The sequence below is a fragment of the Paraburkholderia nodosa DSM 21604 genome (assembly GCF_000519185.1).
GTDB lineage: Bacteria > Pseudomonadota > Gammaproteobacteria > Burkholderiales > Burkholderiaceae > Paraburkholderia > Paraburkholderia nodosa.
Genome location: NZ_JAFA01000078.1, coordinates 1 through 15,786 on the forward strand (window position 1 = coordinate 1; position 15,786 = coordinate 15,786).

Consider the following 15,786-nt stretch of genomic DNA (forward strand, 5'->3'; position numbering starts at 1 on the left):
CAAGTTGCCAGCCGAAGAGACTGCGTCGTGCGACACTGCCGATGTTGACGCCGTCGCGCCCGCTGTACGCCGTGTAGGTATTGGTCGGCCTGTTGGGATAGTCGAATTCAGCGACACTGCCGTTCACGATGACATAGTCCTGCCGGCCTTCACTGAAATAAAGACGTGGTTCGCGAATGGCCGGGGCGCCGTTGGAGACGGGCGGAATATCCCGCAGATAGAAGAAGGGTAAGCCTTCGGTGGACTTCTCTGTGACTGGCGACATCACGACGCCGATGCCGTGAGTAAAAATAAGGTGCAGGTTCACCCAGGTTTGGGCGTTGGGCGGAAGCATCGCCGGGTCCAGCTCACGCGCCGACAGCATGATCTGCCTGTATCCGGTGTCAAGCTGATAGCGGTCAATGTCCACCGAAACAAATTTGTAGTAAGTCCTGATCTCCTGCAACTGTGCATAAGTATCCATCAGCGGTTGCACATCCCATAGCCGGATGTTGTCGATGGTCGCCCGATTGGCCTGCAGCGAGTCGAGAGTCAGTCCCTGCTCGGGATCAAACGGTTTAACCTCGATTTTTGCGAGGCCGTAAGCCTCACGCGTTAGCGCGATAGTGTGCTCGATATAGGGTGTTTCCAGTTTCAGCTCGCTTGGTTTGACATAGAAGCGCTGAAACAGCGCAGGATAGATCACAGCGAATACAAGCGAACTGCCGAATACGAGCAGCGCGAGAACGGCAGGCTGCAGGAAGCTACGCCGGCGCATGTTGATCAAAAGGGCCACGGATGAGGCCGCCGAAAGGCCGACAAGCATCCACAGGACCGGTAACTCGACGTGGACATCGGTATAGCTGGCGCCGACCACGACGCCGTTGTCACCGTAGAGCAGCAGAAAGCGGTCGAGCCACCACGACCAGGCCTTCAACGCGAAGAACAAACCGAGCAGTGCCGAACCATGAGTGATGGCGGCGCGCGAGAGCGTCCGTGGTGGCCGCTCCGGCGCGATGTCACCGCGCAACCCGTAGACAGCACCTGCCACGATCGCGCTGCAGAAAACCAGCCGCAGCAGCCAGTTCTTGAGCGCGACATACGCGGGAAGCGAGAAGAGATAAAAGCCGATGTCCCTCTCGAAGATCGGATCGCGCTCGCCAACAGGCACCTGATAAATGAAGCGAAGCGCGATGTCCCAGTTCGAGATTTCGCTGGCGGCGACAAGCAGCCCCAGAACGACCGCTGCGCAGGCAATACTCAAGCGCCAGGGAACGTACGGCGCGACCAGTTCGGCCAGGTCGCCGGTGACTTCCGCCGCACCCGACGAATCGGCCGCTACCGCTCGCAAGATCTCAACGCCCCTCGCGTAACGATGCGCCAGAATCCCGGACAGCCATATCGCGCACGCCGAGATTGCGAACACCGTGGCAAACAGCACCACTTTCGCGGAAAGGATGGTCCGGAAAACAGCACCATAGCCGATCGAAGAGAACCACAGCCAGTCGACCAGGATGCCGGTGATGCGTCCGACGACAATCAGGCCGGCGATGACGGCCATCGCCGCGATTGCATATCGTCTCAGACGCACTCCGGACTTCACTTCCGACCGCATAGTCCCTCCTGCGCTGGCCGTCGCCCCACCCCTCCTGAGATCGGAGCAATCGCGCATGCCGATCTGCCGGGAGCCCGGCCGAACGGCCTGCCAATGCGACCCGATTTCGGGTGGAGCGGGTTCAGACCCGTTGAATGATTGTAGTTCGGTGTGGCCATTGACATCGGCCCCGCGCATAAACGACCGTAGCAGCCATTGATTTCATGCACGCTTGAAAGGTGGTTCAGGGTCGAGGTCGCGATAGCAGTGGACAATGCCTATGCGGCTGGCGGGCGCGTCGTGTCTGTCTACACCATGACGAATCCGTGCCGCATGCCGAGTATCACCGCTTCGGTGCGATGGGTCGCGCCGAGTTTGCCGAAGATGGAGGAGCGGTGGGATTTCACCGTGTTGTCCGAGATGTCGAGTTGCCGGGCGATCTCCTTGTTGCCGAGTCCGCCGGCGAGCATCGCCAGCACTTCGGTCTCCCGTAACGTCAAGGCTTCGAATGGTCCGCCAGAGGCCGTCTGGCGCAACGGGTTTCGTCCGGCCAGCAGCCTTGCGAGGATGTCGGGCGACAGCACGAACAGGCCCGCGGCGACGGTTTCGATGGACGCGACGCTGCAACCGCGCACCACTCTCGCATCGCGGGCTCGAGCCCTGCAACACGATGTCAGGCATTGGCGCGTCGCCGCAAGTCTCGGTTTGACGGCTTACGTGACTGGTCGCGCGGACGTCATTTGGCTCAGGCGGCAACAGGCGCTTCGTGTTGCCGCTTGCCGGCATGGTGCACGACGGTCTGCCGGTGCGCACCGGACGCCGAACCTGTGCGGTACGATACGAATCGCACCTTGACGCGGTGCGAATGCGCGAGCATCGAATGGCGATGATGCAGCCGGGCGCTTGCGTAATAGCGCGGCTCGACGACCGGCGTTTCGTCGCCGTTCAGCCATCGACGTATCGTGACGAGATCGGCGGAGCGCCCCCACGATGTTTGCGAGCCGAGCAGCGCAATCATCACCTGGCCATTGGGCATGTTGGCATCGACCACGATGCAGCGTCCCGCCTCGCGGATATAGCCGGTCTTCGCGACCAGAACGTCCCAATCGGCTGAGCGGACTATCGGGTCGGTGTTGTGATAGAACCTCGTCCTCGTGCCGATTTCCTCTTCGTAACGGGGAAGCGTCGTGTATTCGCTGATCAATGGATAGTGCGCCGCGGCGACCGCCATCTTCGCGACGTCGCGTGCCGTCGAGAGATTGTCGGGCGAGAGCCCGGTCGGGTCGTCGAAGTGCGTATTGGTCATGTGCAGCGCGCGCGCCTTTTCGTTCATCTTCCGGATGAACGCCGGCTGGCCGCCCGGGAACGCACGCGATAGCGCAGACGCTGCGCGGTTCTCCGACGACATGAGCGCAAGCCGCAGCATCTCTCCCCGTTCGAGCGACGCACCGATCGGGATACGGGACCCGGAGTGCTTGAGCCGATCAATGTCGTCATTGTCGACACTCACCATGGCGCCCAGCGACTGGGCGCTGTCCAGCACGACCATCGCTGTCATCAGCTTGGTGATCGACGCGACCGGCTGGACGTCATCGGCGTTCTTTTCCAGCAGGACTTCGCCGCGCCCGACGTCGTACACGATTGCGCTACGTGAATGGAGGAATGGCGTTTCGGCCCACGCCATGAACGGCGCAGAAGCGAGCAGTAGCGCGCTCAGGAAATGCTTCATGGCGTTCACACCTTGAGACAGCAATCAGGCGATGGGGGGGCCAACGTGCAGGATGATCCCCAACAACTAAACTGTAGTTGCTCATTGCTGGAATGAGTGTGTGAAAGAGAACGGAATTTTGTCCCCGGAGGTAAGCCCTCTTGAACGCATGCCTCCAGGCGACGCTTACGGCTCGCGGATTCTGAACACAAACAAACTGCCTGTCCAACGGCACAACCGGCTAGGCAGCTCCTTACGAAAATTCCGCCAGCGCCTCACACTAACTCGAGCGACTCGAACGAGGCGTTCCGCTTTTCCTTGTGCGCCTCCCCCGCCCGTTAGTCTTCCAGCACATGAAGTTGGCCACTGCAGCCGCAATGAACGTGACGACAGTGGAGGCCGACGACGCGAGGAGTGTCTTTTCCCCTGCATCTGGCGAGGGCGTCGCCGGTTGGGATTGGGAGGCGGATGAGAATGGGGCTGCCGGGGCGCTTCCCGGCAAGGTTCGTGACGCCGACGCGCCTTTCGCGTGCACGAAGGTGGCTTGCGGCAGCGGACTCGCCCACATGTACCGCACAAAAAGGGCGGCCGTCACGCAAAAAAAGCCCACGAAGAGACCAAGAAACAACCGGCAAAACAGTTCGAGCCTGAGGGAATTTGCCACGTCTGCCTCCGTCGTCGTCAACGGTTCCCGCACGCTTATGATGCGCCGGCGTTGGCAACAGGGCATAGCGCAACAGGGCATAGCTTCAGGCAGACAGCCGCCCGACTATCTCATCGAACGAAGGCCGCATCTCGAAGTGCTCGCCGATACAGTCTTCGATCAACGCATGGAACCCGGCGGCACGATCGTCGGCCTCTCCGGCCAGACGTTGCGCGAGTTCTTCGAGCAGGCAGCCGAACGCGCGCACCTCGACGCGCTCGAGCGCCTGCGCCAGTGCGTGATCATCGATATCGTGAAAGGACGCCGCGCCGAAGTCGCCGGGCAATACGTGCCCTGAGCCGTCATGCAGGATGTTGTACGCATAGAGATCGCCATGCATGATCCCGCGCCGATGCAGATGCCGCGCCACCAATGCGATCCCGCGCGCAGGTGCGGCAGCAGCGCGCGCCCCGAAACGTGATGGATGCGGTTCGCCCTGGAACCGGCCATGCTCAGCGATTCGCCGTCGCCGAGCACCGCCGGCAACCCGGTGAACGGGTTATTCGAGGCGAACAGATTGCGCAGATGACGCAGTCTAGGCAGGTCGTCCGGCCGCGACGATTGAATCGGAGAATGGCAAGAAAGTCACAAGCGCCGGTGCGCGATGCGGCACCGGCGCGGAAACCGCCTACTGCGCTATCTCGAGATCCTTGATGACCGCGGCGAGAAAGCGCGCAGCCTCTCCTCCCGTGACAACCCGGTGGTCGAATGTCAGGCTCAGCGGCAAGGTCCTGTGCACGGCGGGCGCACCCTCGTGCGCCACGACCTGGTCATGCATCCGCCCGGCGCCAAGAATCGCAACAGTGGGCGGCACAACCACGGGAGCCGCATATTTACCGGCAATCATGCCGAAGTTCGACAATGTGATCGTGTTGCCGCGCATCTCTTCAGGTGGAATCTTGCGTGCGCGAATATCGGCACGCATCCGGTCGAGTCCGGCACGCAGACCGGCCGCGTCACGATGCGCGACATCGCGCAGCACCGGGACGAACAAGCCATCCGGCAGATCGACGGCAATGCCGAGATCGATCTTCTCCAGCACATGGCGCCGCGCCATTCTGCCGTCGAACCATGCGTTCAGTCCCGGCTCCGCGTGGCACCCGGCCACCAGCGCACGGATCAGGCGGATCGTCACATCGGTATGCGGTGGCCACGCGTGAATATCGGCGTCGTCGATCACGGTCGCGGCGGCCACTTCGCTCTGGGCGCGCGCCATGTTCTGCGCCATCGCGCGCCGCACGCCGCGCAGCACTTCAGGCGGACCGAGTTCAGCGAACAGCTTTGCCGCCCGTTGTACGTCGGCCGCCGTGATGACGCCTTCCGGCCCGGAAGGCGACACCATCGCGAGATCGATGTCCAGTTTGCGGGCAAGCGCCCGCACCGCAGGAATCGCCCTGATAGCGCCAGGCCCCGCTCCCGTGCCACTGCCGGGCGCGGCTGGTCCTTCCTGCACCGGTTGCCGGCCCACTTCCATATGGCCGACCACGGTGCCTGCATCGGCATCCTCACCACCCTCTCTATCCCCTTCGAAAGCGGCAAGCGGGGCCCCCAGATGCACGATGTCGCCCGGCTCGCCGAACAGCTTCGCGATGCGGCCGGATTGCGGCGAGGGAATCTCGACGATGGCTTTTGCCGTTTCGACCGACACGAGCGGCTGGTCCGCGCGAATGTCCTCGCCGCTCTTGACGTGCCATTCGACGATTTCCGCTTCCTGGAGGCCTTCGCCCAGGTCGGGCAGCTTGAAGATCTTCATGGTTTCACTGCGCCTCCAGCGCCTGCCTGACCGCGGCAACGATACGCCCGGTGCCTGGCATGTACTGACTCTCGAGCCTGTAAAGCGGGACCACCACGTCATATCCCGTGACGCGCTGCACCGGCGCAAGCAACGAATAGAGTCCGCGCTCCGCAATGCCCGCGGCAATTTCCGCGCCCACGCCGCCCGTGCGCGATCCTTCATGCACGATCACGCAGCGTCCCGTTTTCGCCACCGACGCAAGAATCGTGTCCATGTCGAGCGGCTTGAGCGTGGCCACGTCGATCACCTCCGCCATCACGCCCTCCTGCGCGAGCAGATTGGCGGCCCCGAGGACTTCCTGCAGCGCTCCGCCCCAACTGACCAGCGTTACGTCCCCCCCTTCCCGCAGCACGTAGCAGCAGTCGAGTGGCAGCGCTTCGCCGTTGTCCTCGGCGGGCTGCCTGAAGAGGCGGTAGAGGCGCGTCGGCTCGAAGAAGATGACCGGATCGGGGTCGCGGATTGCCGCCAGCAGCAGGCCATAGGCGCGCGCGGGCGACGACGGGGTAACGACCCGTAACCCCGGTATGTGAGCAAACAGCGCTTCCGGGCTTTCTGAATGATGCTCCGGCGCGTGGATGCCCGCACCGGCTGGCGACCTGACCACGAGAGGACACGTGAGCCGTCCGCGCGTCCTGTGCCGCAGACGCGACGCATGATTCAGCAAGTGGTCGATGGCCGGATAGATAAAGCCGCTGAACTGAATCTCCGCGACCGGTTTGAGGCCCATTGCGGCCATGCCGACCGCCGTGCCGGCGATCGCCGTTTCGGCAAGCGGCGTGTCGATCACGCGCTGTGCGCCAAAGCGCGTTTGCAAGCCCGCGGTGGCGCGAAACACGCCGCCGTTCACGCCGATATCTTCTCCAAGCAGCACGACAGCGGGGTCATGCGCAAGCTCCCAGGCGAGCGCAGCATTGATCGCCTCGACCATGTTCAGGTCAGCCATCGCCGTTCTCCGCATCAGGCGCAAATCGCTGCGCCATCGCCAGTTGCTCGCGCATGGCAAACGGTAGCGCCTCATAGAGACGGTCGAACATCGAGGACACGTCCGGCGGGGCGATCGCGAGATACGCCTCGACAGCCTGCTCGACCTGTGCGTGACACGCCTTGCCAAGTTGCTCGTCACGCGCCTTGTCCCAAACGTTCATACGGATCAGGTACGTGCGCAAACGGCGCAGCGGCTCGGATTCCCAGGCTTTGCTGACGACTTCGGCGTCGCGATAGCGAGTGGCATCGTCGGCCGTTGTGTGATCGCCGAGGCGATAGCTGAGCGCTTCGATCAAGGTCGGACCGTCGCCGCGCCGAGCCTTCGCAAGTGCCGCCCCGACCACGTGGTGCACGGCGATCACGTCGTTGCCATCGACCTGCAGTCCGTCGATTCCCGCGGCAATCGCCTTTTGCGCGAGCGTTTGTGCGGCGCTCTGATGGCTGCGCGGCACCGAAATCGCCCACTGGTTGTTGTTGATCACGAGCACGAGGGGCGCGCCCCACGCGCCGGCAAAGTTCATCGCCTCGTAAAAGTCTCCCCTGGATGTGGCGCCATCGCCGAAGAGCGTCACAGCAACGCGCGGCTCCTGGCGCAACTGGAACGCATAGGCAGCCCCCGCCGCATGGCAGATCTGCGTCCCGATCGGCACACAGTTCGGGAAATCGAAGCGGGGCACACTGAAGTCGCTTCCACGCTCGTCGCCGCCCCAATAGAGCAGACTTTCTGTCATCGTGACTCCGCGCAGCAATTGGGCTGCGTGGTCGCGATAGGAAGGAAACAGCACGTCTTCGGGGCGCATCGCACTGGCCACGCCGACGCCGACGGCCTCCTGGCCAACCGACGATGCGAATGTGCCAAGTTGCCCGGTACGCTGCAGCGCAACCGCTTTGCTGTCGAAGGCCCTCGTCAGGACCATCGCGCGATACAGCGGCAGGAGCGCAGCGGGGTCGCTTGCGAAGGCCGGAAGTGGATGCACGGGTTCGCCCTCGGGATCGAGGTACTGCGTGTATCCGACGTGAAAACTGGCAGCCGTGGTCATAACGGCCTCCTGGGTGTTTCACACATCGTAGGCGTTCTGCTGCCTGCTTGTTTGTGCAATGCGCCACCGATGTCAGGACTCGATCGCGGACGTCCGCACATGCACATGGAATACGGCACTTGCAATCGATGTACCGTACATGAAGCAAAGCAGCCGCACCCGTGATTTTGATGCGCTGCCAGGTGCGGGCAAGAATCTTTCCGCCCCCGAAATGGCCGCGCCGTCCACCGCATGCACCACCGACAGGGGCGGCTTGCTGCCATTCTGCGACGTCGACATCAAGGATGGACCCGAAGTGCGGGCCGCCTGCGCTGTCTCCGAGCCTGCGCCCGGTTGACTGACGTCTGACGGAAAGCATGAAGGCTCCACGAGCAGCATCAGTCAATGCGTGCCGCTTCCACATCCATCTTGATTGGTGAGCATTCCGACTAGTGCGTTGCGCGAGGGGCAATGGACAACTCCGCCCTGGATATTTTCCCGACTTTATAACTCCGCGATCCGCCCCGCACTGCCTGGCGCGGATCGTGTTCAATGTCAGGGTTGATCAAGACCGATCCTCACGGGAGCAATCTTCCAGATCCGTTCACAGTATTCGCGGATCGCGCGATCCGACGAGAACTTCCCCGAGCGCGCCGTGTTGAGGATCGACATGCGCGTCCAGCGTGCCTCGTCTTTCCAGACGTCGCTCACACGCTCCTGGCACGCCACATAGCCGGCGTAATCGGCAAGCACGAGAAATGGATCGACCTGCAGCAGGTTCTCAACGAGCGGACGAAACACCTCGTGGTCGCCGCGCGAAAAGTATCCACCCGCAATCAGGTCCAGCACGTCGCGCAACTCCGCATTGCCTTCGACATATTGCGCGGGTCGATAGCCTTCGCGTTTGACGTATTCCACCTGTTCGGCAGTCAGACCGAACAGGAAAAAGTTCTCGTCACCCGCTTCCTCGCGGATCTCGACGTTGGCGCCGTCCAGTGTTCCGATCGTGAGCGCGCCGTTCATCATGAATTTCATGTTGCCGGTGCCGGATGCTTCCTTGCCGGCCGTTGAGATCTGCTCTGACAGGTCGGCGGCAGGATAGATGAATTGCGCGTTCTTCACATTGAAGTCGGGAAGGAACACAACCTTGAGCCTGCCCTCCATCATCGGGTCGTTGTTCACGACCTCGGCGATACCCGTGATCAGCCGGATCATCAGTTTCGCCATCCTGTAGCCTGGCGCCGCTTTTCCGCCAAATATAAAGCAGCGCGGCACACAACCCCGCTCCCGATTACGGCGCAGACGCTGGTAAAGCGTGATGATGTAAAGCGCATTCAGATGCTGTCGCTTGTACTCGTGAATGCGCTTTACCTGAATGTCGAAGAGTGCGTCGGGATCCACAATGACGTTCGTCACGTCGCGGATGCGCTGCGCCAGCACCTCTTTGTTCGACCGCTTGACTGCACGCCACTTTTCCCGAAACGCCGGATCGTCGGCGTACGCCTCCAGCTTCCGAAGGCGCGTGAGGTCGGCGACCCACCCCTCGCCCACCGTTTCGTCAAGCAGCCGGGCAAGGCCCGGATTGGCGAGCAGAATGAATCGGCGCGGCGTAACACCGTTCGTGACGTTGAGAAAACGTTCGGGCCACATCTGCGCAAAGTCGCGCAGCACGGTCTGCGAGAGAAGCGCGGAATGCAGCGTTGCAACACCGTTCACCGCGTGGCAACCGATGGTCGACAGGTGGGCCATGCGCACTTTTTTCTCGCCCGCCTCGTCAATGATCGACATGCGCGCCACACGCGCCTCGTCACCAGGATATTTCTGCTGCACCTCGTCGAGGAAACGACAGTTAATCTCGTAGATGATCTCGAGCGGGCGCGGCAGCAACCGTCCAAAAAGCGGAAGCCCCCAGGTTTCCAGCGCTTCAGGCAGGAGTGTATGGTTGGTATAGGCCAGCGCACGGCACGTAATCTCCCATGCCGCTTCCCAGGGGAGCAGCCGCTCGTCGACGAGCAGACGCATCAGTTCTGCGACAGCGATGGCAGGATGCGTATCGTTCAGTTGGGCGGTGAACATCTCGGCGAAGCGCGCAACGGGTTCGCCCTTCAGATCGAGCAGACACAGCATGTCCTGCAGCGAGCACGAGACGAAGAAGTACTGCTGCGCGAGGCGCAACCGCTTGCCGGCTTCAGGCTCGTCATTCGGATACAGCACCTTGGACAGCGTTTCGGAGATCACCTTTTCCTGCACGGCCTGGTAGTAGTCGCCGGCATTGAAGTCCTCGAGGCCAAAGGACTCGATAGCCTCGCTCTTCCACAGGCGCAGCGTGTTGCACGTATTGACCCGAAAGCCGGGCATCGGCGTATCACAAGCCACGCCCTTGACCATGCGCGCAGGCAGCCAGCGAACGCGAAGGCGGCCTTGCGCGTCGTTCCACATTTCAGTATGTCCGCCGAACGGGACGTAGTAGTTCACGTTTGGACGCACGATCTCCCATGGATTGCCCTTTTGCAGCCAAAGGTCGGTGATTTCGACCTGCCAGCCATCGCGAATTTCCTGATTGAAGATACCGAACTCATAGCGGATGCCATAGCCCACGGACGGAATTTCGAGCGTCGCGAGCGAATCCAGATAACAGGCCGCGAGCCTGCCGAGCCCGCCATTTCCAAGCCCAGGCTCCTCTTCGAGCGCGAGCAGTTCGTCGAGATCCTGACCGAGCGCTTGCATGGCGTGGCGCGCATTGTCTTCGATACCGAGATTGACGAGATTGTTACCCAGTTGCGGTCCAATCAGGAACTCGGCGGAGAGGTAGCACGCCACCCGTAAATCGCGCTCCGCATAGGTCTGGATCGTTGCGGCCCAGCGGGCGAGCATCCGGTCGCGCACGCTATAGGCGAGCGCCATGTACCAGTCGTGCGGCGTCGCTATGCCCGGAGTACGGGCCTGCAGGCAGACCAGATTGTCGAGCACGCCGCGCTGCAGCGCGTCGATGCTCAGGCCGCTACGCGCAGATTCCGCGCGAGGGTTCGCGCCTGACGTCGGGGTGAAGGCCACATTGCTTCCCCAGGTTGCATCGATTCAAGGATCTGTTCGGGCCAGGCCCGGTCCGCGACCTCATGGTCGTACTTCTCGCCACGCACCGGCTGACGAATCGCCAGCGTCTCGAATTCGAGTTCCGGCGCATCGCCAGGCCAGAGTCTGTGGCCCCGTCCGCGTGCTTTAGCACGCCGAGGGCCGCCCGATGCCTGCGCGCGGGCATCGGGTCTCACAAGATGCAGGACATCGAAGCCTGTTAGCCGATTGATGAAGAGAATGACGCAAACTCACCGTTTCTCAAATTCCGGTTGCAGCAGTCGATCGCGCACGTCCATGCAGAACGTCGAACCACGATTCAGGCTTTCTATCGATCACCTTCTCCCCGTTTCCGACATAAGCTCGCCGCACGTCTTGCATGTATAGCAGGCGTATCCGTGCGAGTCCCTGCCGTTGTCCACCAGTCCGGTCGTGCGAATCGAGTCCCACCGGGAAGAGTACGGTTCATCGTCATCGCACGCCACCTCTTCGCCGCCGTGTCCGTTGACGCACACGAAGTATCTACGTATCAACGTCGTCATCGCTGCCCTCCTGCGGCTTACGGTTACTGCGAAGCGGCGCTCCAGCCGCGCAAGCTGGCCGTACAGGCCCATTCGTGCAGGTTCGCGTTCCTGAAGAGAGTCATGTCCTGCACCATCCGCTCCGTATTACGCTGTCCATTCATCCCGCGAGCGACTGAAGTGAGCGCTACCGAAACGCCGTCCACGAGATGTTGACGACCGCCAAGCTGGAATCCCCGGTCAATTGTTTGACAATTTGCAATGCCCCCTGACGATCGAGGCCTGCAAATATTCGCCGCGCAGGTGACGCGCTGCCTTGCCCGGCGCCAGCTATTCGATGCCCCTGCGTGACCTCTCCCTCAAGGACCGGCACGCGCAGCGCGACGCCCCAGCTAGGGTGACAAAGCGGCACGCCAACGTAGTCAGCGCGTCCTCGGTCAGGAACAGAGGGATGCATCGGTCCAAAGCGCGAAGGTGTCCGGCGCAGTGCAGATGCCATGGTGCGTCTCGCAACAATGCTGGAGATAATCGTCCAATACTGGATCCGCCTTGCGGTTCGGGCTGGCTCAACCGCGTTCCCATTAAAGCGAAGCGCGCCAGCGTGCCCGCATGCGCCCGCCGTTACACCCGTGGAGCAGGACACGACGGGCAGCGCATGTCGCGCAATGGCGCGTCGGGTAACAGCGTCGACTTTGGGAGTCCTGGCCTACGTGACGGGCCTTAAAATATGCGACCCCGGCATCCCTGTCGCGATGCGGATCTGGAGAATTCGGGGGACGTTACAGGGAAGTATGGTCGGTCCGTACCAGTTTCACAACATGCAGTGAGTTTTCTTCCCTGCTCCGGCAAACGGACGCGCACGTGCCGCGCTTTGGCCCGTCGCGAGCCCGTCGAAACATCCACGTAAGCTAGCGACGACTCACTCGCCCGCTCGCCGACGCGAAACTGTTGAACTGTTGAAATGCAGGATCCCAGGACACAGTGTGACTCTGGACTTCGGGAATCCCCGCGGCGTAGAAACGTTCTTTGCCGGTCGGTCAGTCTGGAGATGGTGTTGTTGTGACAGCGCGCGCGCCTCACAGGTCGAATGCGCTCAGTGTTCGGAAAGCACGCAGTTTTGGCATCCCTGACAGATGCTGACCGGAGCTGTCCGCGACGACTCAGGCATCACTCCGCCCAGTCACACGCCACGGTATCAACGTGTCAGTGCAGGCGCGTGAGGGTGCGAAGGAGCGAATCGCCGTCCCGCGTAACGCGAAGCCGTACGGTCTCGCCGTCACGCGTCTCCAGGGCGACCAGTTGGCGTTCAAGCAAGGTGTCGAGTTCTTCCCGGTCCGCAATGTGGTCGGCCGAGTCCCTTACCAGCATCAATGTCGCAAACTCATGGGCGCTAAGCATGCTTGCCTCCTGATAGCTCGGGTCGGTGCTGTATGGTTCGCGTCGGCTCACGCGCGCTTTTGACATGCGCTGCCGGCGGTGCAGTCGCCGCGATATGGTGCGGGGAGTTGATGGTAGGCGGTGCGCCCCTGTCGCAGCAATTCGGGTCGTCCCGCATGTCAGGAGCGGTCTGACATTGGGTGCATTGCATGGCGCGGTGTACGCCCCAAAAAAGCCAGACTAATCGACCACTTTCAGCGCGGGCGCCTGCGCCAAATCTGCAGGACCGCACAGCCTCGATCAAGCGCATTGGCGATGGCCTTAGACCGGGTGAGTCAGATGATCGCTACGCGCCCACGCTGGCCGTCCGCTCGATCTTCGTATGCTGACCGACGGCTCCTGGCATCTCGCGAGCTGAAGGAATGCGCTGCGCAGCGCAAGCCTCATCACTTGAGGACAAGGAATGAACGAAACGCGATCGCACTGCGGGGGCGTAGAGAGGTCTGCTGATGGATACCGAAGAGCCGCGATCGCCTATCGTGCGCTCGATTGGACAGAGGCTGCAGGATATTCGGCCGGAGTCGACTACGGGTTACCGTTCGCCGGCCCTCGACGCGTCACCAGTTGCGGGATTGCTTTGCCTTCAAAAAACTGCGTCGCGGTTGATTCGACTGACCGTGTCAGGTCGCATATGTTCGAACATCAGGCGGGAGTCGGGTCATGGCCCGACGATTGCCGGGTTCGATTGGATGACCGGTTAGCGGCTGCGGTTTTTACCAGTGAATGCAACCCATCAAAGCTGCACGAGCAACAGGAGTACGTGCTTGCCTGCCGCTTTCGGGGACCTATAGTGATAAGGAGCGTCCCGACTAGCGCCTTGCGCAACCAGCAATGGAAGCCCCCGCCGCGGATATCATCAGACTTTTCCCGACTTTCGTTTGGCAGCAGCGCCTCGAGCGGCAGTGCTACGAACCGATTGATCGGGAACTGATGACGTATATCGAAACGTTGATTCGCAGCGGCGTCGGCACGCGAACCGGCGCCGCATGGCAATCTGGTCACCAGCAACATAAAAGGCCAGAGTTCGCGGTTCTGATCGCGCATATCGAACGGGCCGCACGCGACGTACTCACATTTCTCAAAGTCGCCGATGGCCCGTTTCACATTACCGGATGCTGGGTCAATGTCCTGGATCCAGGTGGGACACACGCGATACACAGTCATCCTAACAATTTTCTGAGCGGCGTATACTACCTGCACTCGCAAGCCGGTGCCGACACGATCAATTTTCACGACCCACGCCCACAGACGACCGTCATTCGTCCACCCGTCACTGAGTTGACGGCATACAACACTGATCAGGTGGTATTGCCAGTCAGCGAAGGCACGTTGCTGATGTTTCCGGCCTGGCTGCCGCATTCGGTGTCGGCGAACACGAGCGCACAAGCACGCGTGAGCATCAGCTTCAACATTATGTTCTCTCACTATGACACCACCATGTGTCAACCACTCTGGAGAGATTGAATGGCTCATTCTCAATGAAATCCCGCACTATCCCGCCCACGTGGAAACGATTCTATGTCCTGGATGAGAAAAACAGGCCAGTCGAGGTGTTCGACAGCGGCGTGTGGTCGCGCTGGATGTCTGAGAACGAGCTGATTTTCCGCCGCACGTTGCTGGAAGAATCCGGATTAACAGTCACGACCCGCTTCCGCGGTGCGTGCGAAACGACTACCGGGTAGGCCCTATTGTTCATGACGCGCATCGCCGGAATGCAAGCACGAGACTACAGGAGCGCCGATCTTCACGCCCATGCGACCTGAAGCGTCCGCCCAAAGGGAACACGCATGAAGCCTTCGATATTCCTGTTACTGATGGCAGTGTCGCTGTCCACCACCGCTTACGCGCAGGCCTCGCAGACGTTTCACTTCGGCGAAGGCCAGGACTCGCCGCAACGTGGACGTACCACTTCTCCTCCGCCACTGCCCGCAGCCCAGACTACAGAGCCGCTGCCCAAGAGTGAGCCGCATCCGCACACGAAGCCGACGTTAGAGTCCCAACCAAAGGCGAAATCGAAGTCGAAGCACCGGCAGCACCATCGGCACCATCCAACCCACCCGTCACCGCTTCAGAATTCGTATTCACATCCTTGAGCTGGTCAGCATGCAAATCGTGTGTCAGCCATCCAGCGAATGCCTGGACTATCTGTCATTCCTCGCCGGCTGTCGCACAATTAATTCGCTATACGAATTGATATGATGCGACGACGCTCAGTGACCAAGGGGGTGCAGCGGAATTCATGGACTGATTTATGCCGCAAATCCGAGACTCTGCCGGTATTCGACGGGGCTCAGGGAGCCGAGCGAGACCTTGATCCGCTTTGCGTTGTACCAGCGGATGTACGAGTCAACGACTTCGATGAATTGATCGACGGTGATGGCCTGCCAATCACGAGGATAGAATAACTCCGTTTTGAGGCGCCCGAAGAAACCTTCGCACGCTGCATTATCCGGCGAACATCCTTTGCGCGACATCGAGCGAATCAGTCTGGCATCACGCATCCGTGAGAGCCATCCCGGCCAGCGNTAGTGGGCGCCGCGGTCGGAATGAACTATCGGCCGTTCGTTGCAGCCAGCCACTGACTCAATCGCCGNATCCAGCATGGTATTGACGAGCTCGGCATCCNGCCGCGTNCCGATTGACCANCTCACAACGAGACCGTCGAAGCAGTCGATCACCGGCGACAGATAAACCTTGCCGGCCGGGATCTGGAATTCGGTNATGTCGGTAAGCCATTTNTGATTCGGAGCGGCGGCACAGAAGTCACGATTGATGATGTTCTCCGGCGCGGGGCTTATTTCTCCGCGATAGGAGCCGTAGCGACGTCGCCTGGTCGTGGCNGCGGCCAGACCTTCCTGTCGCATCAAACGTCGCACGACCTTCTCCGAGATGAAGATCTGCTGCCTGCCCAATGCCGCGCGGATTCGGCGATATCCGTAGCAACGGTGATTGAGTTCGAAGATGTCTGCAATGA

Annotated in this window: 12 protein-coding genes and 1 pseudogene; 4 read left to right on the forward strand and 9 right to left on the reverse strand. The window is 61.2% G+C overall.

Annotated elements, in window-relative coordinates:
- The 3 genes from A3CW_RS0142885 to A3CW_RS0142895 all read right to left on the reverse strand — a co-directional run.
- The coding region (locus tag A3CW_RS0142885) for a UPF0182 family protein (protein ID WP_028208992.1) at window positions 1-1,594 on the reverse strand (1,594 nt) is incomplete at its 3' end.
- 287 nt (window positions 1,595-1,881) lie between these two features.
- Window positions 1,882-2,211, reverse strand: coding sequence for a response regulator transcription factor (locus A3CW_RS49645; protein WP_245623885.1), 330 nt, complete (start codon window positions 2,209-2,211; stop codon window positions 1,882-1,884).
- Window positions 2,212-2,318: 107 nt separating this feature from the next.
- On the reverse strand, window positions 2,319-3,302 hold the full coding sequence (locus tag A3CW_RS0142895; protein ID WP_028208993.1) for a D-alanyl-D-alanine carboxypeptidase family protein: 984 nt from the start codon (window positions 3,300-3,302) through the stop codon (window positions 2,319-2,321).
- Between the two features lie 356 nt (window positions 3,303-3,658).
- Here A3CW_RS0142895 and A3CW_RS54375 point away from each other — a divergent pair, with 356 nt between their 5' ends.
- A complete protein-coding gene (locus tag A3CW_RS54375; RefSeq protein WP_281175190.1) occupies window positions 3,659-4,282 on the forward strand; it encodes a hypothetical protein in 624 nt (207 codons plus the stop codon).
- Between the two features lie 330 nt (window positions 4,283-4,612).
- Here A3CW_RS54375 and A3CW_RS0142910 read toward each other — a convergent pair whose 3' ends face one another.
- The 3 genes from A3CW_RS0142910 to pdhA are packed head-to-tail and all read right to left on the reverse strand — an operon-like array spanning window position 4,613 to window position 7,803.
- Entirely contained in the window at window positions 4,613-5,737 is a 1,125-nt protein-coding gene (locus A3CW_RS0142910; RefSeq protein WP_028208995.1) for a dihydrolipoamide acetyltransferase family protein, read from the reverse strand.
- 4 nt (window positions 5,738-5,741) lie between these two features.
- A complete protein-coding gene (locus tag A3CW_RS0142915; RefSeq protein WP_028208996.1) occupies window positions 5,742-6,722 on the reverse strand; it encodes an alpha-ketoacid dehydrogenase subunit beta in 981 nt (326 codons plus the stop codon).
- Window positions 6,715-7,803, reverse strand: coding sequence for a pyruvate dehydrogenase (acetyl-transferring) E1 component subunit alpha (gene pdhA, locus A3CW_RS0142920; protein WP_028208997.1), 1,089 nt, complete (start codon window positions 7,801-7,803; stop codon window positions 6,715-6,717). The genes A3CW_RS0142915 and pdhA overlap by 8 nt, the downstream gene beginning before the upstream one ends.
- A 139-nt stretch (window positions 7,804-7,942) precedes the next feature.
- Here pdhA and A3CW_RS0142925 point away from each other — a divergent pair, with 139 nt between their 5' ends.
- Window positions 7,943-8,140: a hypothetical protein gene (locus A3CW_RS0142925; protein ID WP_028208998.1), complete on the forward strand. Its 198-nt coding sequence runs from the start codon at window positions 7,943-7,945 to the stop codon at window positions 8,138-8,140.
- A 197-nt stretch (window positions 8,141-8,337) separates the two neighbouring features.
- Here A3CW_RS0142925 and A3CW_RS0142930 read toward each other — a convergent pair whose 3' ends face one another.
- Together A3CW_RS0142930 and A3CW_RS0142945 are read right to left on the reverse strand one after the other, a co-directional pair.
- Window positions 8,338-10,836: a glycogen/starch/alpha-glucan phosphorylase gene (locus A3CW_RS0142930; protein ID WP_028208999.1), complete on the reverse strand. Its 2,499-nt coding sequence runs from the start codon at window positions 10,834-10,836 to the stop codon at window positions 8,338-8,340.
- Window positions 10,837-12,578: 1,742 nt separating this feature from the next.
- Complete coding sequence (locus A3CW_RS0142945; RefSeq protein WP_028209002.1) at window positions 12,579-12,773, reverse strand: hypothetical protein; 195 nt, start codon at window positions 12,771-12,773, stop codon at window positions 12,579-12,581.
- A gap of 870 nt (window positions 12,774-13,643) precedes the next feature.
- Here A3CW_RS0142945 and A3CW_RS0142950 point away from each other — a divergent pair.
- Entirely contained in the window at window positions 13,644-14,276 is a 633-nt protein-coding gene (locus A3CW_RS0142950) for a 2OG-Fe(II) oxygenase family protein (RefSeq protein WP_028209003.1), read from the forward strand.
- Window positions 14,277-14,290: 14 nt separating this feature from the next.
- Window positions 14,291-14,491: pseudogene (locus tag A3CW_RS49650) on the forward strand (hypothetical protein); the annotation flags it as partial.
- 570 nt (window positions 14,492-15,061) lie between these two features.
- On the opposite strand, the gene A3CW_RS49655 reads toward A3CW_RS49650, so the two are convergent.
- On the reverse strand, window positions 15,062-15,786 hold a 725-nt coding region (locus tag A3CW_RS49655), incomplete at its 5' end, for an IS3 family transposase (protein WP_035515695.1).

Excerpts from the sequence above, each read along its gene's own strand:
- pdhA (WP_028208997.1), bottom strand. The coding sequence starts at position 7,803 with ATGACCACGGCTGCCAGTTTTCACGTCGGATACACGCAGTACCTCGAT.
- A3CW_RS0142950 (WP_028209003.1), top strand. The coding sequence starts at position 13,644 with ATGGAAGCCCCCGCCGCGGATATCATCAGACTTTTCCCGACTTTCGTT.
- A3CW_RS0142895 (WP_028208993.1), bottom strand. The coding sequence starts at position 3,302 with ATGAAGCATTTCCTGAGCGCGCTACTGCTCGCTTCTGCGCCGTTCATG.
- A3CW_RS0142910 (WP_028208995.1), bottom strand. The coding sequence starts at position 5,737 with ATGAAGATCTTCAAGCTGCCCGACCTGGGCGAAGGCCTCCAGGAAGCG.
- A3CW_RS54375 (WP_281175190.1), top strand. The coding sequence starts at position 3,659 with ATGAACGTGACGACAGTGGAGGCCGACGACGCGAGGAGTGTCTTTTCC.
- A3CW_RS0142925 (WP_028208998.1), top strand. The coding sequence starts at position 7,943 with ATGAAGCAAAGCAGCCGCACCCGTGATTTTGATGCGCTGCCAGGTGCG.
- A3CW_RS0142915 (WP_028208996.1), bottom strand. The coding sequence starts at position 6,722 with ATGGCTGACCTGAACATGGTCGAGGCGATCAATGCTGCGCTCGCCTGG.
- A3CW_RS0142945 (WP_028209002.1), bottom strand. The coding sequence starts at position 12,773 with ATGCTTAGCGCCCATGAGTTTGCGACATTGATGCTGGTAAGGGACTCG.